The organism is Streptomyces sp. NPDC007929 (genome assembly GCF_042959065.1).
In the GTDB taxonomy this organism is placed as follows: Bacteria; Actinomycetota; Actinomycetes; order Streptomycetales; family Streptomycetaceae; genus Streptomyces.
Map to the genome: position 1 here is coordinate 1,059,201 of NZ_JBIBKD010000001.1, position 23,407 is coordinate 1,082,607.

A 23,407-nucleotide genomic window follows, 5' to 3' on the forward strand; every position below is an offset into this window, starting at 1 on the left:
GCGCGCAGCGTTCCCGTCACCGGACGACACCGCCCCGCCGATGAGCATGCCACCACCGGGACAGTGCCCCGCACCTCCCCGGGGCCGGGCCCCACGCATCCCGTAGGCTCCCGGCCATGAACGACGGGGAATCCGGCAGACGGGTCATAGACGGGCGCTTCGAACTGCAAGGGCGGCTCGGCGGCGGCGGTATGGGCATGGTGTGGCGGGCGCGCGACCTCGTCCTCGACCGGGACGTGGCGCTCAAGGAAGTACGGCCCTCCGATCCTGGACTCGCCGAATACGATCCGGCCGGCGCTGCCATGCTCCGGGCCCGGGTACTGCGCGAGGCACGGGCGCTCGCCCGCGTCGACCACCACAACGTGGTCACGATCCACCACGTGGTCGACACCGACGCCTACACCTACCCGTGGCTCGTCATGGAGTTGGTGACCGGGGGATCGCTCCAGGACCGGCTCGACCAGGGGCCGCTGGAGCCCGTCGAGGCCGCCCGGCTCGGCCGCGAGGTGCTGGCCGCACTGCGCGCCGCGCACGACGTCGGCATCCAGCACCGGGACGTGAAGCCCGCCAACGTCCTGATGCGCCCCGACGGCCGTCCCGTCCTCACCGACTTCGGCATCGCGGCCATCAGGGAGTCGACCTCTCTGACCTTGACCGGATCCATCATCGGCACACCCGACTTCATGGCGCCCGAGCGCGTCACCGGCGGCGAGGGCGGCCCCGGTTCCGATCTGTGGTCGCTGGCGATGATGCTGTACGTCGCCGTCGAAGGACAGCACCCGCTGCGCAGGGGAACCACCCTCGCGACGCTCGCGGCTGTCCTGAGCGAGGAGCTTCCGCCGCCCCTGCGGGCCGGAGTGCTGACCGGCTTCCTGAACGCCGTGCTCGTCAAGGATCCGGCGCGCAGAGCGGACGCGGAGACCGCGGAGCGCATGCTCGCCGAAGCGGCCGAAAGCCGCGGCGCGGCTCCCGGAGCTCTCGACGGGGCGGGCGCGGCCACCTCGTACCGGCTGGCCCCTCCGCCGGTGTCGACCCCCACACCCTCGGTGCCGGCCGTGTTCGGACCGCCCGTGGGCTTCGGCCCGCCGACCGGCTTCGGATCCACGGGACCGCAGGACCCCGCGCCCGGCCCCGCCGGGCCGTCGACCCCCGCCCCGACCCCCTATCCGATGGGCCCCACCCGGCCGACGCGGCCACGCCCAGGAAATCGGACCAAAGTCCGCATCACGATCGCTTCCTCCGTCGCCGCGACCGTACTGGCAGCAGTCCTGACGTGGACCCTGATGCCCGACGGCGAGCAGAACGACGACGCCAAAGCAGCCGATGCGACCGCCTCGGCCTCGACCGCCGCCAAGGACCCGGCCTCCGCACCGCCGCGAGCGTCCAGGACGGCATCGGTGCCCCAAGCCGACGCCAAGACGGACCTGCTGACCCCGGACGGCATCCGGACGGCGGTGAAGGAGATCAAAGCCGCGACCGGCACGGACCGGGCCTGCGACCTCACCGTCTACCCGGGCTATGTGTCCGCGGAAATCATGGTCAAGGGCAGCGACACCAAGTACGACAGCTACACCTACCGCCCGGGCGAAGGCGTCAGGAAGGGCATCATCAGCAGCGCGCTCATCGGCGGCGAACGCCCCTTCAGCCTGGACGACTTCGACTGGGACGTCCTTCCCCCCTTGCTGAAGCGGGCGGAGAAGGACCTGAACGTGCAGCGGCCGACCACGCGCTATGTCCTGGTCCGCCCTGCGGACGACACCTTCGGCACCCCGCTGGGACTGGCCGTCTATCTCGCCGACGAGCACGTCACCGGCTACCTGGACGCCGACCTCAAGGGCAAGGTGACCCGGGTCATGCCGGCCCAGGACTGATCTCCCGAACGCCAGAAGCAGCGCCTGCTGAACATGACCGTGCGGGGAGCACCCGACGATACGGCCGACCGGACGAGGACGCTGACGCTCGCCGCGGGCGTCGGGTCCCGGTAGGGAAGAAGGTCCAGGTGGTCGACGCTGAGGTGAGCGCGGGTGAGGCTGTCGCCGAGGCACGCGACACGGGTCGTCACGGTGTTCGCGGACCGGGCGTGCCGGCGTGCTCGGCGTGCTCGGGAGGGCGGGCTTCGGTCCGGGGGCGGTGATCGGTGCCGAGGCCGGCGGTGATGGTCAGGATGGACGCCGGCCCCGTCATGTCGACCGCGTGCCATGTCCCGGCCGGGTTGACGGTGGCCTCGCCCGGCCCGAGCACAACCCGGTCGGGCACTCCGTCCCCATCGCGGGTGACCGTCACCGACCCGCTGAGGCAGACGACCAGTTCGTCGCCGGCGGGGTGGCGCTCCCAATGGTCGTCGAGGCCGTCGCCGTCGAAGATCGTCACTATCCTGCCCTCGGCGCCGTCCGCCGCGACCGCGGCGCTGTAGGCATGGAGCACCTCCGGGTCCCAGGCGAAGCCCTCGACGGGTTTCGCTCTCGACCCAAGCCCGAGGTGCACGGGGGTCGTCCGCAGGTCGATGGCGTTGGGTTCGTGATTGACGAGTCTCATGCCGACGATCGTCACAGGACAGCAATGGGGTGGTCTTGAAGGAAAGGGAACGGAACCCGAGGCGGGCGGCCGGTCGGCGACTACCCGGTCTGGAGCAGGACCTCGCCGCGCCGCCACGCCGTCGGCGATCGGCCCGTGAACTCGCTCCAGTCCCGGACGAGATGGGCCTGGTCGGCGTAGCCGCAGAGGGTCGCCACATCGGCCCACGGAAGCGGGTCGTGCGTGGTGGCCAGTTCGTGCGCGTGCTCGAAGCGCAGAACCCGGGCGAAGGCCTTCGGCGACAGGCCCACCTCACCCCGAAATCGCTCGGTGAGGTACCGACGGCTCCAGCCCAGTTCCGCGGCGACCCGCTCAACCTGGACGCGGCCCCGCGCGGCCACGAGCCGGCGCCAGGCCTCGGCCACCTCGGGGCGCACCCGGGCCACGGGGTCGCCGCCGGCGCTGCGGCCGACGGCTCGCAGGAGCAACTCGTCCAGCGCGGCGAACCGCGCGGCCCATGTCGTCGCCGCGCGGAGCCGGTCGACCAGCTCTACACCGAGCGCTCCGAAAAGCTCGTCGAGCGGGACCAGTCGGTGGGCGAGATCAGCGGCGGGCATGCCGTAGACGGCCCGGGCCCCGAGCGGTGTCAGCGACACCCGCACGCCTTCCTGGCGTCCGTCGTGGTGGATCGCGACGGACCGGCGCATCAGACCGCCGGCCACACTGCCGAATCGGGTGACCGGTGACCCGTCGTCGACGCCCGCCGCCACCTCCAAAGGGCCGGACAGACTGATCACCGCGGTGAGCATGCGGCCCGGCGGACCGCAGTGCACCCCCGCCGGAAACCCACGAAGATCGAAACCGACATACGAGCCGACGTACCGCCGTAAGGCGGGCGCCGGACGTGCACAGATGCTGGTGTCCGTATGGTCTCCCACCCTCGCAGTGTACGAACCGGCGGTCCACTGGTGGGCTCGTGTATTCAACTGTCGCCACTACCGCTGCCCAGAGCTCGCCGCAGCTTCCGTCGTCGTACCGCGGAGACCCGGTATGCGGCACCGGGCATGGCCAGGCGGGCGCGGCCAGCAATTGCCGGACCGGACTGCCCCGGCAATGGCGGCCATGTCCTGAGGATGCGCGAGTGGGGGCGCCGTTATGTGGAGGATGTGTGGCGAGACATCTTGGCCCAGATCCCCGAGGGTTTGCGGCACTGCGTTTGGCACGGCGAATACGACGAGCAGGACCACGAACGCGGGGCTGTTCCGGTGATGCTGAGCACCTCTCGGCGGTGACGTGGCGTCTTCCGTCGGACACGGCCCGGCAAACGGCCCAGTTCACGGTCCCGGACTGGGCGGGGAACGGCCGCGACGATGCGTGGGAGCTGTGCACCGACTTGATCGACCCTGCGCCCAGGGTCCTCACGTACGGCATGGGCCCGCAGGTGCGGGAGGAGTCACCCGCTGCCGGGGACGCGACCGAGCACGTGATGGCCGGCCGTCCGCTGACCGAAGAGGTCGTGCGCGCATTGAATCCCGAAAGGTCCCTGAGGGACTTGGCCGAGGCCGTGGCCGCGATCGGCACTGTGAAGCCCCGATCGCACCAGTAGCGGACGCGATCTGTCGGTACCGCTCGACCGCCAGCAGTGGGCCGACGCGGCAGCACCTCTTGGAACTCTTCCTGCCCCGCGAAGGCCGCGCCCCGCCGCTTGCGAGAGCGTCCGCGTCGACGGCGACGCCGTCCAGATCGGCGCCTGGCTCGCCAAGCACCGCACCGGCCAGCTCCCAGACGACCATGCCCGTCCGGTTGCCGCTCTTCGACGAAGGCTGGACGGCCGAGAACGCCACCTGATCCTGGCGTAGCCGCTCCCGCACACCCCCATCGCCTCGTCAATGGTGGGGAGGCGCCGGTAGATCGGACTGTGCCCAAAGGGGTACCTGCCGGTGCCGACGGACGTGCCGGTGGTCACAGTGGCAGCGTCACGCAGCCGGACAGGGCGTGGACCCGACGTCACCCTCGTGCGTGACGACGCGGAGTGTGACCGTTGAGGACGGGCCTTCCGGCCGAGGCGGTGCGGCGGGCGGGGAGCTGGACGCAGGCCCAGACCCGGGTTCCGTCCCCGTCGTCGCCCTCTACCTGGAAGCGGGTGGCCAGCGTCTCCACCAGAAGGAGTCCGCGGCCGCCTTCGGCACTGTCGGGTGCCTCCCGCGCGGCGATGGCGGCCCGGGGGCAGCCCTGGTCGGCGACGACCACCCACGCGTGAGTCGGGGACAGCAGGAGTGAGACGACGACCTCGTCGCCGAGTGCGTGGACGACGGCGTTGGTCGCGAGCTCGCTGGTGATGAGCGTGAGCGCGTCGATCGTTTCGGACGGGACGTCCCATGCCCGGCAGGTGCTGCTCACGTACGCCCGGGCGCGGGCCGGGGTGTGCCGTGACCGGCCGGAGAGCCGCCAGGACAGGCGCAGGCAGCGCTCGTAGCGGACCTTGGTGCCCACCGCCGAAGGAGGCGCGGACAGCTGGGGCGGGGCGTGGACCTGCCGCCATATGACGGGCTGGACCTCGGGTGCGGAGCGTGAGGCGTGCGGGGTCATGTCGAGGGCTCCTCGTCATGAGGTGGGGCGGAGGGCTGGTCCGTTCCGGGGGCGCTCCGAGAGGGGCAGCCGCAGGACCGGCGGTGCATCAGGTGGGGGTTCAGTCGTTCGGTGCGCGGCGCCATCGCGGGGTCGGCGATGCGGTCGAGCAGCATCTGTACGGCGCGTTCGCCGAGGGTGGCGCTGGGCTGGGCGAACGCGGTCAGCGGCGGGGCGAACAGGTCCGCGCCGGGCAGGTCGTCGTAGGAGACCAGCGCGATGTCGTCGGGGATGGCCACGCCGGCGGCGCGCAGTGCCTGCATGCTGCCGATCACCATGGCGTTGTTGCCGACGATGAGAGCGGTCGGAGGGGCGTCGGCGGCGAGCAGGGACTCCATGGCGGCGTGGCCTCCGGGGATGTCGGAGTTCCCGTCGGCCACGAGCGAGGGGTCGTAGGTCAGGCCGTTGCGGGACAGGCCCAGGCGGTAGCCGGCGACGCGCTCCTCGCTGGTGCCCAGACCGGCCTTGCCCCTGATCATTGCGATCCGGCGGTGACCGCGGGCGGCGAGATGGTCGACCAGGGAGGCTGTGGCCTCTTCGTTCTCCGGGCCGATCTGGTCGAAACGGTCGTCGATGAGGCGGTCCACCAGCACGGTGGGGACTTCCGCCTCCCGCAGGTGGTCCAGGGTCCGTCCGGGGCTGACGGAGGAGGCCAGGATGATGCCGTCCACCCGCCGCTGGCGCAGACTGCGGACCACCTCGAACTCACGCTCGGGCTCGTCGTGGGAGTCGGCCAGGAGCAGGGTGAGCCCGGCGTCGACCGTCGCCTGATCGACACCGGCGAGCACCCCGGCGAAGAAGGGGTTGGTGATCGCGGAGACGACCACACCGATGGAGCTGGTGCTCGACATGGCCAGGGCGCGCGCGAGCGTGTTGGGGGTGTAGCCGATCTGCGCGATCGCCTCCTCGACCTTGCGCCGAGTCTCCTCGCGGACCGGACGGGTCCCGTTCACCACGTAGGACACCGTGGCGATGGACACTCCGGCCGCACGTGCGACCTCCGTCATGGTCGTCACCGGAGTCCCCTTCGTCGTCAGTGGCTGGGCTGCCCTCGTCTGTCATGTTAACCGCTTAGATCCCTCATGTTAACCGCTTAGATTTGATTTCGCATCCCTCTTGCTAAGCGCTTAACCGTGCCTTAGCGTGACCGCCACGTCCGGCAGATCTAAACGCTTAACCGCCTCTGCCGGCTGGACCGCCGACCCTCGGGTGCGGCCGTCCGATGCGCCCGTCAAGCGCGACCCTCCGGTCCGGGCCCCCGTCGGCCTCCGCCACCCTCGCTGTTCTTCACCCCGCCCGTTTCAGCACTCAGCCCTCCCAGGAGCCGCGATGGACACTGCCGATACTCAGAGCCATGCGCTGGAAGCCTCAGAACCCGTGGCGGCGGCCGACGTCGCGGTCGAACTCGTCAACGCGTCGAAGGTGTTCGGCACGACCACAGTCCTGGACGGTGTGTCCCTGAGCCTGCGCCGAGGAGAGGTGCTCGGCCTTCTCGGCGAGAACGGGGCGGGCAAGAGCACCTGCGTCAAGATCATGGCCGGGCTGTACCGGCCGGACGGCGGCACCGTGCGGATCGGCGGGGGCGAGGTCACGTTCCACGGGCCCGCCGACGCCCGCCATCACGGGATCGCCGTGGTGCACCAGCACCCTGGGCTGTTCGGCGATCTGTCGATCGCGGAGAACATCCACGCCGGCCGTCTGCCCCTCAACCGAGCGGGCGCCGTGGACTTTCCGCTGATGCACGAGGAGGCCGCCCGATGGCTCGCGCTGCTCGGCCTGGAACGCGATCCGGGACTTCCGGTGTCGTCACTGTCCACGTCGGAGCAACAGCTCGTGGAGATCGCACGGGCGCTCGCCGGCGACGCCGACGTACTGATCCTGGACGAGCCGACCGCCGCCCTGTCCGCGGGTGAGGTCGCCACGCTCGAGAACGTCATACGCCGGCTGAGGAAGCGCCGGGTGGCGATGATGTTTGTGGGCCACCGGATGGAGGAGATCTTCCGGATCTGCGACCGGCTCGCGATCCTGCGTGACGGTCAGCTCCTGGACACCGTGCCGACCGCCGAGATCACACAGCGCGACGCCGTCGCGCTGATGGTGGGCAGGGAGCTCACGGAGCTCTACCCCGAGCGCGAGGTGACGCCGGGGGAACCCGTCCTCCAGGTCGAGGAACTCGGCCGGCAGGGGGATTTCGAGGGGATCAACCTCTGCGTGCGGGCGGGCGAGATCGTCGGTCTGGCGGGGCTGGTGGGCGCCGGCCGCACCGAGCTGGCCCGAGTGCTGTTCGGTGTGCACAGGCCGGACACCGGCGTCATCCGCCTGGACGGCCGGCCGGTGAGACTGCGGTCGGTCGCCGACGCGATGTCACGCGGAATCGCCTACGTGTCCGAAGACCGCCGCGGTCAGAGTGTGATCGAGGAGTTCTCCGTGCTGGAGAACGCCACGCTGCCGGTCATCGACAAGGCATCCCGATTCGGCATCGTGCTACGTCGTGCTCAACTCGCCCTGGTCTCAGGTGCGTTGGCCCGGATGAAGCTGCGTTCCACCGGCTTCGACCAACCGGTGGGCGCGCTGTCCGGTGGGAATCAGCAGAAGGTCGTGCTCGCGAAGTGGCTCGCCGTGCAGCCACGGCTGCTGATTTTGGACGAGCCGACCCAAGGCATCGACATCGGGGCCAAAGCCGAGGTCCATCGGATCGTCAACTCCCTTGCCGAGAAGGGTATGGCGATCGTGCTCATCTCATCCGACCTGCCCGAGCTGCTCGGGATGTCCGACCGTGTACTGGTCATGCGGCACGGTAAGTCGGCTGCGGAGTTCGACCGGGAGGAGGCGACGCCCTACGCCGTGGGTCTGGCGGCCACCGGCGTCGGTGGCGGTGTCGGCGAGGGCGGCGCTTCGGAGTCCAGCGGGTTGGCGGCGGCCGCGGCCCCGCAGGCGCGGGCGCGGCTACAGCCGAAACGGTCGCTGCTCTCCCGCATCCGTGGCCGCAGGGAGACGGGCCTGCTGGTGGCGATGCTCGCGCTGACGCTTCCGCTGAGTGTGCTGAACCCCCAGTTCCTGTCGCTGGGCAACCTGACCGCCCTCGCCATCAGTGCGGCGCTGCTGGGCATCGTGGCCCTGGGCCAGCTGCTGGTGATGCTGACTCGCAACATCGACCTGTCGGTGTCGTCGACCATCGGGCTGACCGCGTTCGCGTCGGCGCTGCTGATCAAGGAGCATCCCGACCTCCCGATCGGGGTGCCCGTGCTGCTGGCGTGCACTGTCGGGCTGCTCTGCGGCGCGTTCAACGGGCTGGTCGTGTCCTACGGACGGGTGCCGTCCATCGTGGCCACACTGGGCACGCTCGCGCTGTACCGGGGCATCGACGCGATGATGTCCGCGGGCAAGCAGGTGGCCGCCGGCGAGGTACCGGCGGCCTGGCTGGAGTGGACGGCCGCCAAGCCGCTCGGCGTGTCCCTGCTGATCTGGATCAGCGTGGCACTCTTCGCGGCGGCGGGGTTCATCCTGGGCCGCACCAGGCAGGGCCGCGAGCTGTACGCGTCGGGTTCGAATCCGGCGGGCGCCCGGCAGATCGGCATACCCGTCGACCGCCGCGTGCTCGGCGCGTTCGCCGTATCAGGGCTGCTGGCCGGCCTGGTCGGCGCGCTGTGGGCATCGCACTACGGCACGGTGGACGGTCAGGCGGCCTACGGACTCGAACTGACCGTGATCGCCTCAGTCGTCGTGGGCGGAGTCGCGCTGCGCGGCGGCGTCGGGACCGTGCAGCAGGTCGCCCTGGGCACGTTCGCCCTGCTCGTGATCGAGAACGTTCTCACGCTGGTGCGGGTCGACTCGCGTTATCTGCAGGCGGTGTTCGGCGCGGTGATCCTCCTCGCCGTTTCGCTCGACGCGCTGCTCGCCCGCCGTCGATCCCACCGGAGGGCCGTCTGATGCGGAACGCTCTGCGCGCCCGAGTCACTAGCTGGGACTACATCCTGGCCGCTCTCGTGCTGGTCCTGCTCTCGTCCGCCGCGCTCGCTCAGCCGGGTTTCGCCAGCGGCTTCAACTTCGCGAACTCGATCTCGCAGATGTCGGACAAGGCGCTGCTCGTCCTGCCGCTCGCCCTGCTGATCATTGCTCGAGAGATCGACATCTCCGTGGCCAGCATCGCCGGGCTCAGCGGTGTCGTACTGGGGATGGCCCTGCATGCCGGTATGTCGCTGTCCCTCGCCATCACGCTGGCGCTGCTGACCGGCACCCTGTGCGGGCTGCTCAACGCCGCGCTGGTCACCCTCGTCGGGCTGCCCTCGCTCGTGGTCACCCTGGGCACGCTCGCCCTGTTCCGTGGCCTGTGCTACGTACTGCTCGGCGGGACACCGATCGCCGACATCCCGCTGTCGCTCATCACCTTCGGCACTGACACGCTTCCCGGCACCTATCTGCCCTGGGACATCCTGCCGTTCCTGGTGCTGGCGCCACTGTTCGCGATCTTCCTGCACCGCACCCCGACAGGACGCCGGGTGTACGCCATCGGTGGCGGACCGGAGATCGCGGTCTACTCCGGTGTCCGGGTGAACCGCATCCGCTTCGCCCTGTTCGTCGCCTCGGGCCTCCTCGCAGCGCTGGCCGGAGTGATCACCGTGGCCCGCACCAGCCAGGCCGCTCCCGACGGGGCGCTGGGATTCGAACTCGACGCGATCACCGTCGTGTTCCTCGGCGGCGTGAGCGTCCTGGGCGGCAAGGGCCGTATGCCCGGGGTCATCTGGGCGCTCGTCCTGGTGGTCGCGCTGCGCAGCATGCTGCAACTGGGCAACGTCAGCGGCTACGCCCAGGGCACGGCCGTGGGACTCCTGCTCATCCTCTCGCTGCTGATCACGAACGCCACGCACCGGATCCACACGGCTCTCACCCGACGGCGGCTGAGCCCGGCCCCGGCCCGGCCATCCGTCGGCTCTTAGGGGAAGTCCGCAAATCCCGCCGGCGGCGCATATGGGCAAGCCCACGGCAGCCCTCTCTCCGACGACCCGCCCTGCCCTGCCCCTCCCCGGATCAGCCCACCCACCCCCACCCGCCCGGCTCAACCAGCCTTGCCCGAACGGAGAACCACCATGCGGTTCCATAGGTCGATCGCCCTGACTGCGACTATGCTGCTGGGCGCCGCGGTGACCGGCTGTGCCGACACCGGCGACACTGCTGGGAGCGCGCAGAAGTGCGCCTCCGGCCCCGTCACCGTCGGCTACGTGCCCAAGCTCGGTACGGACCCGTACATGACCACCATCCGCGACGGCGCGCGTGCCGCAGCGAAGGAGATCGGCGGGGACGTCGTCTACACGGAACCCAGCGAGGCCACCGGCGCCGCGCAGATTCCCTTCGTCAACCAGCTGATCTCCCAGCGGGTCGGTGCCATCGTCATCTCCGGCAGCGATCTGAATGGCGCTGCTGCCGCGCTGAAGAAGGCGCGGCAGGCGGGGATCAAGGTGATCTCCGTCGATTCCGATGTTGCCCCCGACGCACGTTCCCTGTTCATCAACCAGGCCAAGTCCGCCGAGCTCGGACAGAAGATGCTCGACAGCATGGCCCAACTCATGGGCAGCAAGGGCGAGTTCGCGGTGCTTTCGTCCACCGAGACCGCCGTCAACCAGAACGCGTGGATCAAGGACATGAAGTCCAGGTTGGCCACTGATCCGAAGCTGTCGGGGATGAAGCTCGTCACGGTCGCCTACGGCCAGGAGAAGGCCGACGTCAACGCCCAGAAGGCGAAGTCGCTTGTGCAGGCCTACCCGAAGCTCAAGGGCGTCATCGTCCCGGCCGGTATCGGCCTGCCCGCCGCTGCGGAGGCGCTGTCCCAGTCCGGCGACCTCGGCCGGGTGAAGCTGACCGGACTGGCCCCCGCGTCGCTGATCAAGAAGTACATCCAGGGCGGCGACGTCCAGGACATCTGGTGGAACGTGCATGATCTCGGCTACCTGTCGTACCAGGCGGCGCAGCAGCTCGCGCAGTGCAAGGTCGAGGCCGAGCAGGGCCAGAAGATCTCCGCAGGCTCTCTCGGCACCTTCCCGATCGGAGCAAAGGGCGAGGTGATCTTGGGGCCGGCCACTGTCGTGACCCCCAGGAACATCGACGATTTCGCGTTCTGACCTCGCGAAGCGGAGGCGCCGGCGGTTCTCCACCCCGCGCCTGAGGGGCGGAGGACCGCTCCATGAGCGCGAGCTTCGAAACCGGGTCGAAACAAGCTCGCAAAGCTTTGCGCAAGGACTGTACAGCCCGGGAGTGGCGCTGTAACGTCCCCCTTACGTCACCCAATATGGTGTGAAACCAGGAGGAACCCCAATGTCCAGGAACAGAGCGCATATCCGGGGGGCCGCGTTCGGCCTCGCGGCCGTCTGTCTGGCGGCGACCGCCGCCTGCACGTCCGAGAAGAGCGGCAGCACCTCCACTGCCGACGGCGGGGGCACGATCGAGATCGGGCTGGTGACCAAGACCAACACCAACCCCTACTTCGTCAAACTCCGCGAGTCCGCGATGGCCCAGGCCGAGAAGAAGGGCGCGAAGCTGATCGCCCTCGCGGGCAAGTTCGACGGGGACAACCAGGGTCAGGTCGACGCCATCAACAACCTCGTCTCCCAGAACGTCAAGGGCATCCTCATCACGCCCAGCAGCTCCAAGGGTGTGCTGGGCGCGATCGAGGCGGCGCGCGCGAAGGGCATCCTGGTCGTCGCCCTCGACACCGCGACCGACCCCGCCGACGCGGTCGACGCCACGTACGCCACGGACAACAAGGCCGCCGGCGCCACGCAGGGCAAGTACGTTCGCGCCGCACTCGGTTCGAAGACCCCCAATGTGCTGCTCCTGGACGGCACCCCCGGATCCACCGTGGACGACCAGCGCCACAACGGCTTCCTGGAGGGCTTCGGCCTGAACGGGAACTCACCGCAGATCAAGGGCACCGCCGTCACCAACGGCGACCAGACCAAGGCCCAGACGGCTATGGAGAACCTCCTCCAGCGCGACCCCGACGCCAACGCCGTCTACACGATCAACGAGCCGGCAGCGGCCGGCGCCGCCAAGGCACTGGCCGGAACCGCCGCGGCCAAGCAGGTCGTCATCGGGTCGATCGACGGCTCGTGCACTGGCGTACGCAACGTCAAGGCCGGCAGGTTCGCCGCCACGGTCATGCAGTTCCCGAAGAAGATGGCGGAACTCGGAGTCGACGCCGTCGTGGAGTACTCCGACAGCGGAGCCGAGCCGAAGGGCTTCATCGACACCGGTTCCCAGCTCATCACCGACAAGCCCGTGCCCGGCGTGCCCAGCAAGGACACCGCCTGGGGCCTGAAGAACTGCTGGGGATGACGATGACTGCCACCACCGTCGCGAGCGAGCATCAGACGATGCAGCGCGGCCGCGCCCTGGTCAAATGGTTCGCCAACAGCGCCACAGCGGGCCCGCTGGTCGCGCTTCTGATCGCGATCGCCGTCTTCGCGCTGAGCACCGACACGTTCTTCACCGTTGACAACGGCTCCCTCGTGGTCCAGCAGATGCTGGTGACGGGCACGCTGGCCATGGGGCAGACCCTGGTGATCCTCACGGCGGGCATCGACCTCGCCAACGCCGCCGTCATGGTGCTCGGCACCCTGGTGATCGCCAAGCTCGCGTCCGGCGGCGGAATGCCGGGCCTGCTCGCCCTCGCGGTCGGCGTCGTGCTGTGCACGGCGCTCGGAGGCCTGTCCGGCACCCTCGTCACCCGGCTCAAGCTGCCGCCGTTCATCGTCACGCTCGGTGTGCTCAGTGTCCTGACCGCGGTGTCGCAGCTCTACGCGAACGGCGAGAGCTTCCCCGTCACCTCTTCGGCACTGACCTGGCTGGGCGAGCGCAGCTACCTCTTCGGCCAGATCGAGGTCACCGTCGGCATGACGGTGATGATCGTGCTGACCGCGGCCGTGTGGTTCGCGCTCACGCAGACCTCCTGGGGGCGCAACGTCTACGCGGTCGGTGACGACGAGGAAGCCGCCCGGCTCAGCGGCGTCAATACCAAGCGCGTCATCCTCAGCGTGTACCTGCTCGCCGGCTTCATCTACGCCATCGCCGCCTGGCAGGCCCTCGGACGTATCCCCAACGCTGACCCCAACGCCTTCCAGCTGGGCAACCTGGAGAGCATCACGGCCGTCGTCATCGGCGGGACCAGCCTGTTCGGCGGACGGGGCGGGATCCCGGGCACCATCCTGGGAGCGCTGGTGGTCACCGTCCTCGCCAACGGCCTCACCCAGGCCGGCATCGACAGCCTCTACCAGCAGGTGGCCACCGGCATCCTCGTCATCGTCGCGGTCGCGCTGGACCGGCTCGTCAGGGGCCGCGCGACATGAGACGCGGTACCCGCACCAGCCTCCAGGGCACGCGTCCCGCGGGCACACGCCCCCAGGGCACCGAAGGCGGCGTCTCCCTGCCCGACCAGGAGTACTCCGCCCTGGAGGACAAGGCCCGAATCGTCATGAGGGCCCGTGGACTGGTCAAGCACTACGGAAACGTGTGCGCCGTCCGCGGATCGGACTTCGAGATCCGGGCCGGTGAGGTGCTCGCGGTGGTCGGCGACGCCGGCGCCGGCAAGACGAGCCTCATCAAAGCCCTGTCCGGGGCGATGGTGCCGGACAGAGGCACCATCGAACTCGACGGCCGCCCCGTCGACTTCCGCGGCCCGGCGGACGCCAGGGCACTGGGGATCGAGACGGTCCACCAGGCACTCGCGCTCAGCCCCCAGCTGAGTGTCTTCGACAACATCTACATAGGACGCCGGGTGCGCAGGCCCGGCCCGCTCGGCTGGCTGGGCATGGCCGACCACCGCAGGATGAGCACCGCCGCCGAACGTCAACTCGCCGCGCTGGGTATCGCCGCGATCGAGGACATCCGCCAGCCGGCGAGTGCCCTGTCCGGCAGCCAGCAGCAGGCCGTGGCCCTGGCGCGGGCCACGATGTTCGGCGGGCGGCTGATCATCATGGACGAACCCACCGCCAGGCTCGGGGCGGGCGAAGCCCACCGGGTCCTGGACCTCATCGCCTGCATCCGGGACCACGGCATCCCCGTGGTGATCGTCAGCCATGACATGCCACAGGTCTTCCAGATCGCGGACCGGATCCACATCCACCGCCTCGGACGGCGCGTCGCCCTCCTGGACCCTGCCTGGTGTTCCATGACCGACGCCGTAGGTCTCATCACCGGCGCCCTCAGGCTGGACCAGGACGGCCAGATCGTACAAGCGGCACGGCCCGCCCCGACCCGCGTACCCCGTACCGCATTCGTTCCGATGGAGCACCCATGACCGACGCCGTAGCAGCATGCTCGGACGACTTCGCACAGACCGAGCCGCTCTACCGTGACCCGCCGCTGCGAGCTCTCGCCGAAAGCGCGCTGCGCCTGGCCGCGCCACGCCGTGCCCTGCTCGGAATCGTGGGTGAACCGGGGGCCGGGAAGTCGACGTTCGCCCTGCAGCTTCTGGAGGAGATCGAGAAGCTGCACCCGGGCATCGCCACAGCGGTTTCCATGGACGGTTTCCACCTCGCGCAGCAGGTCATCGACAGTCTGGGGATGACCGCGCACAAGGGGACCATCGAGACCTTCGACGCCTATGGCTTCATCGCGATGCTGCGACGCGTCCGCGAGGAGACCGATCACACGGTGTGGTGGCCGGACTTCCGCCGGGAGCTCGAGGAGCCCGTGGGCCAGGCCCTGGAGGTGGCTCCGCACCATCAACTGGTGATCGTGGACGGCAACTTCCTGCTGGTCGACGAGTCACCGTGGAACCAGGTGCGAGGACTGCTCACGGAGACGTGGTTCCTCGACGCTTCCCCCGAGGCGCGCCGGCGACGGCTGATGCAGCGCTACGTCCGCTACGGCTTCAGCCGGCACAGCGCGCAGAACAAGACGGAGGGCATCGACGAACGGACCAGCGCGAGGATCCGCCGCTGGGCCTACAGCGCCGACCGGATCCTGAGCGAGCGGCTGCCCTGTATCGATCCGGGCCATGAGACGGGTGGGCACAGGCATCACCACTGAGGTGGGCGCCGCCGCCCGGACCAGTCCGTGCCGGGACCAGTCCATGCCCAGATCAGTCCACGCGAGGGTCAGTCCTTCCACGCGCGGGTCGATCCGGGCCCGGACCAACCCCGTGCCTGGATCAGTCCTCGGCGGCGTCACACCCGCACGACTCGCGGTGCTGGAACGTCGGCTGGATCAGCACACGCCGCGGCGGCAGGCCGGGATCGGCGATCCGGGACAGCGAGAGCTCGAAAGCCTGCTCACCGAGCATCAAAGTGGGCTGTGCGATGGCGGTGAGGCGCGGATGGAACAGGTCCGACCACTCGAAGTCGTCAAAGGCGACCAGCGCCATGTCCTGCGGAACCCGCAGCCCGGCGTCCCGCAGTCCCCGTATGGTCCCGATGGTCATCTGGTTGTTGCCCACCACGAGCGCCGTGGGGGGTTCGCTCCGGCTCAGCAGTTCGGTGACCGCCTGCTGTGCCGGAGCGGCCTGCGAGTCCCCGGAGACGAGGTACTCCTCCCGGACGGGGATACTGCCGCGTTCCAGGCCGAGCCGGTAACCGTTGACGCGTTCTTCCGTGGTGGAGAGACCGGGGCGGCCCGAGATCATCGCGATCCGGGTGTGACCGAGTTCCGCGAGGTGGTCGACCAGCCGGGCCGTCGACTCGACGTTCTCGACGCCGATCTGGTCGACTTCCTGCCGGACGAAGCGGTCGAGCACCGTGACGGGCACGTTGGCCTGCCGCGCATAACGCAGCGTGCGTTCGGCATTGCCCGAAGGGGCGAGGACTATGGCGCTGACCTTGCGTCGCAGCAGTTCGCCCACGGCACGCAGTTCCGCGTCGGGGTCGTCATGCGTCTCGGCCAGCAGCAGCGAATAGCCTTCCTTCGCCGCCCGCCGGTCCAGGCCGTGCACGACGTCCCCGAAGTAGGGGTTGGAGATCGCGGACATCGCCAGCCCGATGGTGCCGAAGCCCTCGTGCTGGTGCCGGGCCACCTTCTCGGGCACATAACCGCAGGCCGCGACGGCGTCGTGCACCTGGCGGGCGGTGTCCGGTGCGACCGGTCTGGTCTTGTTCAACACATGAGACACCGTCGAGATGGAAACGCCCGCCAGTTTCGCCACATCACCCATGGTGGCCGCCTGCCGCGGCCGTCTGCCTGCCATGGCGCCATGCTAGCAACTTTTGCGCAAACAAAAACAAGGCAAATGAAGACAGTCCGCAAAGGTTTGCGCAAAGTCTATACAGCGCATCATGGGCAGGGTAACGTCAGGTTTTGTCAGAGATGCCCCGTATAGCGCAACAGATCCGGGACCGGCACAGCAGATCCGGTGCCGATGACGGAGGTACGAAATGAACAGCCAGATGCCGGACAGATCGCGCCCGGACACCGCCGCGGCGGAGCGGGCCGAGATCGTCATGCGGGCCGAGGGCCTGGTGAAGCGTTACGGCAACGTCGTGGCGATCCGCGAGTCCGACTTCGAGATCCGCAAGGGCGAGGTCCTGGCTGTGGTCGGCGACAACGGCGCCGGCAAGTCCAGTCTCATCAAAGCGCTTTCGGGTGCGCTCATCCCGGACGCCGGCACCATCGCGCTGAACGGGAAGCAGGTGCACTTCCATTCGCCGCGTGACGCCCGGATGGTCGGCATCGAGACGGTGTACCAGACCCTCGCCCTCGCGCCCCAGTTGGACATCGCGACCAACCTCTTCCTGGGCAGGGCGCGCCGCCGGCCGGGAGTCCTCGGCTCCTGGCTGCACCTGCTCGACCACCGTGCCATGCGCGAGGAGGCCGCGGCCCAGCTGGACGCGCTCGGCATCGCCACCCTCCAGGACATCGGTCAGCTGGTCGGATCCCTCTCCGGAGGCCAGCGACAGGCCGTCGCGGTGGCGCGGGCCGCCATGTTCGGCACCGAGATGATCATCATGGACGAGCCCACGGCGGCGCTCGGCGTCCGGGAGTCGGACCAGGTACTGGAACTGATCCGCAAGATCCGGGACCGCGGCATCCCCGTGATCCTCATCAGCCACGACATGCCGCAGGTCTTCGAGGTCGCCGACCGTATCCATGTGCACCGGCTCGGCCGCCGGTACGCCGTCGTCAAGCCCGGCGGCGTCTCCATGACGGATGTGGTCAGCCTGATGACCGGCGCACTGAGCCAGGACGAGAACGGCAACCTCTACGAGGCTCCTGCCGCCGTCCACAAGCACGAGAGGGCCGGCCTCTCCGTCAAGGACTGACCGCGACGCCCGTTCTGCCGCGGGCCCTCAGCGGTTGCTGAGCTGGGCGTCGACCGCCTCCGGCGCCAGCAGGTGCTCGGAAGCGAGGGTGGCGGCGCCCGTCAGGCCGGCGTCGCCGCCCAGCAGACTGTGGCTGATTCTCAGATCGCGCGTGGCCAGCGGCTGGGAGCGGGCGTACACGGACTCCCGGATACCGGCCAGCAGGGTCTCGCGCGCCTCGGCCAGGGCCCCGCCGACGGTGACGACGGAGGGGTTGAGGACTCCGACGAGATCGGCGACCACGTCGCCGATGGCTCGTCCGGCCTGGCGTACCAGTCCCACGGCGTCGGAATCCCCTTCGCGGGTGAGCGCGACGATGTCGGCGGCCGTGCGGGCGTCGCGGTCCAGGCTCCGCAGGTCGCGGGCGATCGCCCAGCCGGCCGCTGCCGTCTCCAGACAGCCTGTGTTGCCGCAGCGGCAGGGTCTGCCGGTGCCGCGGTCGAGGTGTCCGATGTCCCCGGCGGTGCCGAGGGAGCCTCGGAAGAGCCGCCCGTTGAGGATCAGACCGCTGCCGATGCTCATACCGGCGTTGATCATGAGCAGGTTGTCCGTTTCGGGCCACCGCTTGCGCTGTTCGCCGAGGGCCATGAGCTGGGCGTCGTTCTCCAGGAAGACGGGGAGGCCGTCATGTCGGTCGGCGAAGAAGGCACGCAGGTTGAACTCGTACCACTTGCTCATCGTGGTCGGCGAGTTGATCCGGCCGGTGCTGGTCTCGACGGGGCCGGGCAGGCCGAGCGCGATGGCCCGGACCTCGGCGGCCGACTGCCCGGCCCGGTCGAGGACGGCGGTGAACCGGTCGTCCACCTGCCGCAGGACCTCCTGCGGACCGGAGTCCAGGTCCACGGGTGCGTCGGCGACCGCCAGGACCCCGGCGGCCAGGTCGGTGACGGCAACCCGGCAGTGGTCGAGTCCCAGCTCGGCGGCCAGGATGGTCCCGGACTTGTGGTTGAACTCGAAGACCTCGGCCGGTCGTCCGACCGAGGCCACTCCGGGACTGCCGGCGCCGTAGACGATGTACCCGGCTTCCAGCAGTCCGGTCAGCCGGTTCTCGACCGTGGCGCGGGCCATCCCGGATGCGCGGACGAGCTCGGAGCGGGTGCGAGCTCGCTGGTTGCGAATCATGTCCAGAAGATGGCCCGCACCCGATACCGCTCGGCCCTTACGAATCCCCATGACCGTCATTATGCCAATCGTGTATGCAATTCGGTTCACCACTGGATGGAAGCGGCGGCCGGGGAGAGACCGGGCCGACGCGGCGGAGGCGGGCGCGCCGGCCCGGGGACAGGGACCGGGCCGACGCGGGTCGGGGTAGCACCGCGCCGGCCCGGGGCATCAGGGCCTGGCCGCGAGCTTCGCGCCCAGGGTGTTGACGGCGTCGAGGGCGTCGTCGCCGCGGGCCTCGATCCGTACGGTGGCGCCACAGTCCACGCCCAGGGCCAGCACCGCCAGCATGGCCTGGCGTTCGCCCGCCGGCCGGCCACGTCGAGGACGATGTCGCTGCTGAAACCCTGGGCGCTCTGGACGAGCTCCGAGGCCGGCCGGGCGTGCAGTCCGTCTGGATCGGCGACGGTCACGGCGGCGGCCCAGCCGTCCCCCTCCCCGCCCCCGTGCAGCGGCTCTGCAGTGACCAGCGGAGCCGGTGCGGACGCGTCGAGCAGGCTGCGTACGGCCTCGGCGTCGTCGGCGTGGGCGGCCTGGTGGGCCAGCGTGACGGCGTCGGCGAAGTTCACTGCGGCGACGGCGGCCACGGCCTGGGGCAGGCGGGCGGCGGTCATGGACAGTTCGTCGATGCCCAGGCCGATCAGCAGCGGCTGGATGGCCGGGTCGCTCGCCGCCTCGCCGCAGACGCTGACCGTGATGCCCTGGGTGTGCGCGGCCTCGGCCACCAGGCCGATCGCCCGCAGCAGAGCCGGCGTGTGCGCGTCGAGCAGGTGGGTGACCCGGGCGTTGTCCCGGTCGGCGGCTACCAGGTACTGCAGCAGGTCGTTGGTGCCGATCGAGAAGAAGTCGGCTTCCTTGGCGAGGGCCGCCGCGCAGAGGACGGCGGCCGGCGTTTCGATCATGACGCCCAGTTTGACGCGGCCGTGCTCGGCGCCCTCGGCGGCCAACTCGGCGCGCGCCGCTTCGAGATGACCGCGTACGGCGCGCAGTTCGCCCGGGCCGGAGATCATGGGCACGCTGATCCACACCTCGCCGTCGGCGGCCGCGCGCAGGATCGCCCGCAGCTGGGTGCGCAGCACGTCCGGGGCGTCGAGCAGCAGCCGTACTCCGCGGTGCCCGAGCATCGGGTTGGCCTCGGAGCTGGTCAGGGGCGGCAGGGGCTTGTCGCCGCCGACGTCGAGCAGCCGGATCGTCACACGGCCGCCGCCCAGCGCCTGGACGGCTCCGGCGTACGCCGCCAACTGCTCGTGCTCCTCGGGCAGATGATCGCCTGCGAGGAAGATGAACTCGGAGCGGAAGAGGCCGACCGAGCGGGCGCCGGCGCGGTAGGCGCGCTCGGCCTCGTCGGCGGAGCCGATGTTCGCGGACAGGCGGACGCCGTGGCCGTCAGCGGTGGTCGCGCCGGGCAGGGGCTGGTCGGTGGCCGCCTCTCGCTGCCGGGCGACGGCGGCGGCGCGTGCGACGTCCTCGGGCGAGGGGTCGGGGGTCACGGTGCCCTGGTCACCGTCGACGAGGAGGGTCGTGCCGGCCAGGAGGGCGTCCAGCCCGGCCACTTGGACCACGGCAGGGATACCGAGCGAACGGGCGAGGATCGTGGTGTGGGCGGTGGGGCCGCCGCCCGAGAGGACGAAGGCGCGCAGGCGGGTGCGGTCCAGGCCGATGGTCTGCGAGGGCGTGAGGTCATCCGCCACGACGACGGCGTCCTCGGGGAGCTCGATCTCCGCCTGCCGGGAGACGCCGAGCACGGTCAGCAGACGATGACGCAGATCGTCCATGTCGGTGGCGCGCTCCGCGATCCGCGCACTGCCCGAGGCGCGCAGGTCGGCGGCCTGCGCGAGCAGCACGCGTTGTACGGCGGTGGGGGCGTCCACCAACTCCTCGCGCACCGCCTCCGTCAGACGCGTACACAGGTCGGGGTCGGCCAGCATCGCCTGGTGTGCGGCGATGATGCCCTTCTCCTCCGCGCCGGAAACGCCGGCTCCCAGGACTTGAAGCTCCTGGGCGGCATCGCGCAGACACCCCTCCACCAGGGCCAGTTGGCCCGCCACCTCTTCCGCCCCGATGGCGCGCGCCATCAAGTGCGCGTCGGGACGGTTCCAGAGCACGGCTGTGCCGCTGATGACGCCCGGGGAGGCCGCGATCCCGATCAGCGGGGTCGCGGTGGCCGGTGCAGGGGGTGTCTCAGTCGCCATGAGGAGTCCCTAGGGGTCGGGCGGCCGGTTGCCGCAGCTCCCTGAATCTCAGCCGGATTTCAGTTCAAAGTCAACAGTGTTCTGTCTAGCGCTAGACAGAATTCCCGTTTACGCTGCCGTCACCCGGCGCACAGCTTCGCGATCCGGGCAATCCCTCTCATCAGCAAGGTTCTCCGCATGTCAGAACAAACATCCCTTCTGGGGCTCCTCCCGGAGGAGGCAGTCCTGGTGGACGTCCACGCCGGCGATTGGCGGTCAGCGATCCGCCTGGCCGGCGAGGGGCTGATCCTGGGCGGCGCGGCCACCGCCGACTACACCGACGAGATGATCGCCACGGTGGAGCAGCTCGGCCCGTACATCGTCATCGCCCCGGGGCTGGCCCTGGCCCACTCCCGCCCCTCCTCCGCGGTCCGGCGCACCGGGCTGTCCTGGGTGTCGCTGCGGACCCCCGTCAGCTTCGGCCACCAGGAGAACGACCCGGTTCGCCTGGTCGTGGGCCTCGCCGCGACCGACCACACCCAGCACACCGCCGCTCTCGGCAGCCTGGCTCAACTGCTCGGCGATCCAGCCCGAACGGACGAGCTGACGGCTGCTCCCGACGCCGCCACCGTGCGGCACCTGATCAGCAAGTTCGGCCAGTCCGACCACATCGACCCGGAGGTCACGTCATGAAGATCCTCACCGTCTGCGGCATGGGCGTGGGCAGCAGCATCATCCTCAAGATGAACGTCGAGAAGGCCCTGCGGCGCCTCGGCGTGTCCGGCGAGGTCGAGGTCGCCGACATCGGCACCGCACGCGGAGCGGCCACCGGGGTCGACCTCGTGGTCACCTCCGGCGAACTCGCCACTCAGCTGGGCCAACTGAAGGCACAGATCGTGGTGGTCGACAACATCGTGAACGTCGACGGCATCGCCGAGGCACTCAAAACCGCTCTCCCCAACGTCAGTTGACGCCCGCGCCGCCGCGCCCTCCGTCCCCACCCCCGCTCTGAGGAACCACCCATGGATGCCATCGTCGGCATAGCCACATTCATCGTCAACAATGTTCTCAATCAGCCCGCCTACCTCGTCGGCATCATCACCGCGATCGGCCTGCTCGCGCTGCGCCGCAGCGTCGGCCAGATCATCGGCGGCGGTCTGAAGGCCGCGATGGGATTCCTGATCCTCGGCGTCGGCGCCACCACCGTCGTCGGCGCCCTCGAACCGCTCGGCAAGCTCATCCTCGGAGCCACCGGTGCCCGCGGCGTGGTCCCCACCAACGAAGCGGTGGTGGCCCTGGCGCAGGAGCAGTTCGGCGCTCAGGTCGCCTGGGTGATGATCGCCGGCTTCGTCGTCAGTATCCTGCTGGCGCGGTTCACGCCGCTGAAGTACGTGTTCCTCACCGGGCACCACACCTTCTTCATGGCCACCCTGATCACCGCCCTGCTGGCCACGGCCAAGCTGTCGACCTTCGGGATGATCGCGGTCGGCGCGGCCCTGCTGGGCACGATCATGGTCGTCATGCCGGCCCTGGTCCACCCCTGGACCCGGCGGGTCACCGGCGGCGAGGACGTCGCCATCGGCCACTTCGGGTCGATCGGCTACATCGCGGCCGGTACGGCCGGACGCCTGGTCGGCAAGCGCAGCAAGAGCACCGAGGACATGAAGTTCCCCGAGGGACTGAAGTTCCTGCGTGACTCGATGATCGCCACCGCGCTGTCCATGGTCCTCATCTACACCGTGGCCGCCCTCGCCATGCTCGGCCGGGTCGGCCAGACCAAGGCCTTCGCGGTGATGGACGCCACCACAGTGGGCGAATACATCATGGCCGGGATCATGCAGGCCCTGCTGTTCGGCGTCGGTGTCGCCGTCATCCTCTTCGGCGTCCGCACGATCCTCGGCGAACTGGTCCCCGCCTTCAACGGCATCGCCGCGAAGGTCGTCCCCGGCGCTCTGCCGGCGCTCGACTGCCCGGTCACCTTCCCTTACGCGCCCAACGCCGTCCTGATCGGATTCATCTCCAGTTTCACCGGCGGCCTGGCCAGCCTCGGCGTCCTGATGACCTTCAACGCACCGATGGGCCTCGCGCTGATCCTGCCGGGCATGGTCCCGCACTTCTTCACCGGCGGCACCGCGGGCGTGTTCGGCAACGCCACCGGTGGACGCCGCGGCGCCGTCGTCGGTGGCTTCATCAACGGCGTGATCATCACCTTCCTGCCCGCTCTCCTGCTCAAGGTCCTCGGCTCGCTCGGTCTGGCCAACACCACCTTCGGCGACGCCGACTTCGGATGGTTCGGCCTGTCCGTCGGCTACGCGGTCAAGCTCGGCTCCACGAGCGGCCTGCTGGTACTCGCGCTCATCGTCTGCGCCCTGCTGGGCGGCGCCATAGCCTTCCAGCGCTTCGTGGTGAACCGCGGCTGGGACCCGGGTGCCACACGTGAGTCCCACCTCGCCGAAGTCGCGGGCAAGGGCAAAGGCCCTGCCGCGCAGCCCGCTGCCGCCGAGTCGTGACGCGTGACTGCCCACAACCCGACGAAATACGAAGGAGCCTGACTCAGGGTGAGCACCAAGCCGACCACCACAGACCTCGAGTGGACCGAGTTGGACCAGCGGTCCGTCGACACCGCGCGTGTCCTGGCCGCCGATGCCG

17 protein-coding genes and 4 pseudogenes are annotated in these 23,407 nt (G+C 69.8%); 13 read left to right on the top strand and 8 right to left on the bottom strand.

What is annotated here, in order from left to right:
- The first annotated feature begins 116 nt into the window (after positions 1-116).
- Complete coding sequence (locus tag ACFZDE_RS04780; protein WP_391197371.1) at positions 117-1,871, top strand: protein kinase; 1,755 nt, start codon at positions 117-119, stop codon at positions 1,869-1,871.
- A 101-nt stretch (positions 1,872-1,972) separates the two neighbouring features.
- Here the strand turns inward: ACFZDE_RS04780 and ACFZDE_RS04785 are convergent.
- The 5 genes and pseudogenes from ACFZDE_RS04785 to ACFZDE_RS04805 all read right to left on the bottom strand — a co-directional run.
- Positions 1,973-2,062 (bottom strand): annotated as a pseudogene (locus tag ACFZDE_RS04785) (SGNH/GDSL hydrolase family protein); the annotation flags it as partial.
- Positions 2,059-2,535 carry a cupin domain-containing protein gene (locus ACFZDE_RS04790; RefSeq protein ID WP_391197373.1) on the bottom strand — a complete coding sequence of 159 codons (477 nt, stop codon included), beginning with the start codon at positions 2,533-2,535 and terminating at the stop codon, positions 2,059-2,061. The gene ACFZDE_RS04790 and the pseudogene ACFZDE_RS04785, both read right to left, overlap by 4 nt.
- Before the next feature lie 80 nt (positions 2,536-2,615).
- Positions 2,616-3,452 carry a helix-turn-helix domain-containing protein gene (locus ACFZDE_RS04795; RefSeq protein WP_391197375.1) on the bottom strand — a complete coding sequence of 279 codons (837 nt, stop codon included), beginning with the start codon at positions 3,450-3,452 and terminating at the stop codon, positions 2,616-2,618.
- 1,069 nt (positions 3,453-4,521) lie between these two features.
- Positions 4,522-5,103 (bottom strand): ATP-binding protein, encoded by a 582-nt coding sequence (locus tag ACFZDE_RS04800; protein ID WP_391197376.1) that lies wholly within the window; start codon positions 5,101-5,103, stop codon positions 4,522-4,524.
- Entirely contained in the window at positions 5,100-6,149 is a 1,050-nt protein-coding gene (locus tag ACFZDE_RS04805; RefSeq protein ID WP_390992234.1) for a substrate-binding domain-containing protein, read from the bottom strand. Before ACFZDE_RS04805 ends, ACFZDE_RS04800 begins: the two co-directional genes overlap by 4 nt.
- Before the next feature lie 322 nt (positions 6,150-6,471).
- On the opposite strand from ACFZDE_RS04805, the pseudogene ACFZDE_RS04810 reads away from it, so the two are divergent.
- From ACFZDE_RS04810 to ACFZDE_RS04845, 8 genes and pseudogenes are all read left to right on the top strand, one after another.
- Positions 6,472-8,007: pseudogene (locus ACFZDE_RS04810) on the top strand (sugar ABC transporter ATP-binding protein); the annotation flags it as partial.
- Between the two features lie 219 nt (positions 8,008-8,226).
- Positions 8,227-9,072, top strand: a pseudogene (locus ACFZDE_RS04815) (ABC transporter permease); the annotation flags it as partial.
- Entirely contained in the window at positions 9,072-10,079 is a 1,008-nt protein-coding gene (locus ACFZDE_RS04820) for an ABC transporter permease (RefSeq protein ID WP_391197377.1), read from the top strand. The pseudogene ACFZDE_RS04815 and the gene ACFZDE_RS04820, both read left to right, overlap by 1 nt.
- A gap of 186 nt (positions 10,080-10,265) precedes the next feature.
- Complete coding sequence (locus tag ACFZDE_RS04825; protein WP_391197379.1) at positions 10,266-11,258, top strand: substrate-binding domain-containing protein; 993 nt, start codon at positions 10,266-10,268, stop codon at positions 11,256-11,258.
- Between the two features lie 193 nt (positions 11,259-11,451).
- Entirely contained in the window at positions 11,452-12,471 is a 1,020-nt protein-coding gene (locus ACFZDE_RS04830) for a substrate-binding domain-containing protein (RefSeq protein ID WP_390989774.1), read from the top strand.
- Positions 12,468-13,481 carry an ABC transporter permease gene (locus tag ACFZDE_RS04835; protein WP_390989771.1) on the top strand — a complete coding sequence of 338 codons (1,014 nt, stop codon included), beginning with the start codon at positions 12,468-12,470 and terminating at the stop codon, positions 13,479-13,481. Before ACFZDE_RS04830 ends, ACFZDE_RS04835 begins: the two co-directional genes overlap by 4 nt.
- 125 nt (positions 13,482-13,606) lie before the next feature.
- Positions 13,607-14,431: an ATP-binding cassette domain-containing protein gene (locus tag ACFZDE_RS04840; RefSeq protein WP_391197491.1), complete on the top strand. Its 825-nt coding sequence runs from the start codon at positions 13,607-13,609 to the stop codon at positions 14,429-14,431.
- Positions 14,428-15,165: a nucleoside/nucleotide kinase family protein gene (locus ACFZDE_RS04845; RefSeq protein ID WP_391197382.1), complete on the top strand. Its 738-nt coding sequence runs from the start codon at positions 14,428-14,430 to the stop codon at positions 15,163-15,165. The genes ACFZDE_RS04840 and ACFZDE_RS04845 overlap by 4 nt, the downstream gene beginning before the upstream one ends.
- Before the next feature lie 121 nt (positions 15,166-15,286).
- Here the strand turns inward: ACFZDE_RS04845 and ACFZDE_RS04850 are convergent, their stop codons facing one another.
- Positions 15,287-16,315 (bottom strand): substrate-binding domain-containing protein, encoded by a 1,029-nt coding sequence (locus ACFZDE_RS04850; RefSeq protein ID WP_391197384.1) that lies wholly within the window; start codon positions 16,313-16,315, stop codon positions 15,287-15,289.
- Between the two features lie 199 nt (positions 16,316-16,514).
- On the opposite strand from ACFZDE_RS04850, the gene ACFZDE_RS04855 reads away from it, so the two are divergent.
- Complete coding sequence (locus ACFZDE_RS04855; protein ID WP_391197493.1) at positions 16,515-17,387, top strand: ATP-binding cassette domain-containing protein; 873 nt, start codon at positions 16,515-16,517, stop codon at positions 17,385-17,387.
- Positions 17,388-17,414: 27 nt separating this feature from the next.
- Here the strand turns inward: ACFZDE_RS04855 and ACFZDE_RS04860 are convergent, their stop codons facing one another.
- Positions 17,415-18,608, bottom strand: coding sequence for an ROK family protein (locus ACFZDE_RS04860; RefSeq protein ID WP_391197386.1), 1,194 nt, complete (start codon positions 18,606-18,608; stop codon positions 17,415-17,417).
- A gap of 150 nt (positions 18,609-18,758) precedes the next feature.
- Positions 18,759-20,779, bottom strand: a pseudogene (ptsP, locus tag ACFZDE_RS04865) (phosphoenolpyruvate--protein phosphotransferase).
- Between the two features lie 177 nt (positions 20,780-20,956).
- On the opposite strand from ptsP, the gene ACFZDE_RS04870 reads away from it, so the two are divergent.
- From ACFZDE_RS04870 to ACFZDE_RS04880, 3 genes are read left to right on the top strand one after another with little or no spacing between them, the layout of a single operon-like run.
- Positions 20,957-21,451 carry a PTS sugar transporter subunit IIA gene (locus ACFZDE_RS04870; RefSeq protein ID WP_391197389.1) on the top strand — a complete coding sequence of 165 codons (495 nt, stop codon included), beginning with the start codon at positions 20,957-20,959 and terminating at the stop codon, positions 21,449-21,451.
- The gene (locus ACFZDE_RS04875) at positions 21,448-21,729 is read left to right on the top strand and encodes a PTS sugar transporter subunit IIB (protein WP_391197391.1); all 282 of its coding nucleotides are present in this window, start codon (positions 21,448-21,450) and stop codon (positions 21,727-21,729) included. Before ACFZDE_RS04870 ends, ACFZDE_RS04875 begins: the two co-directional genes overlap by 4 nt.
- Before the next feature lie 51 nt (positions 21,730-21,780).
- Positions 21,781-23,268, top strand: a complete 1,488-nt coding sequence (locus ACFZDE_RS04880) for a PTS ascorbate transporter subunit IIC (protein WP_391197394.1) — start codon at positions 21,781-21,783, stop codon at positions 23,266-23,268.
- Positions 23,269-23,407: the final 139 nt, after the last annotated feature.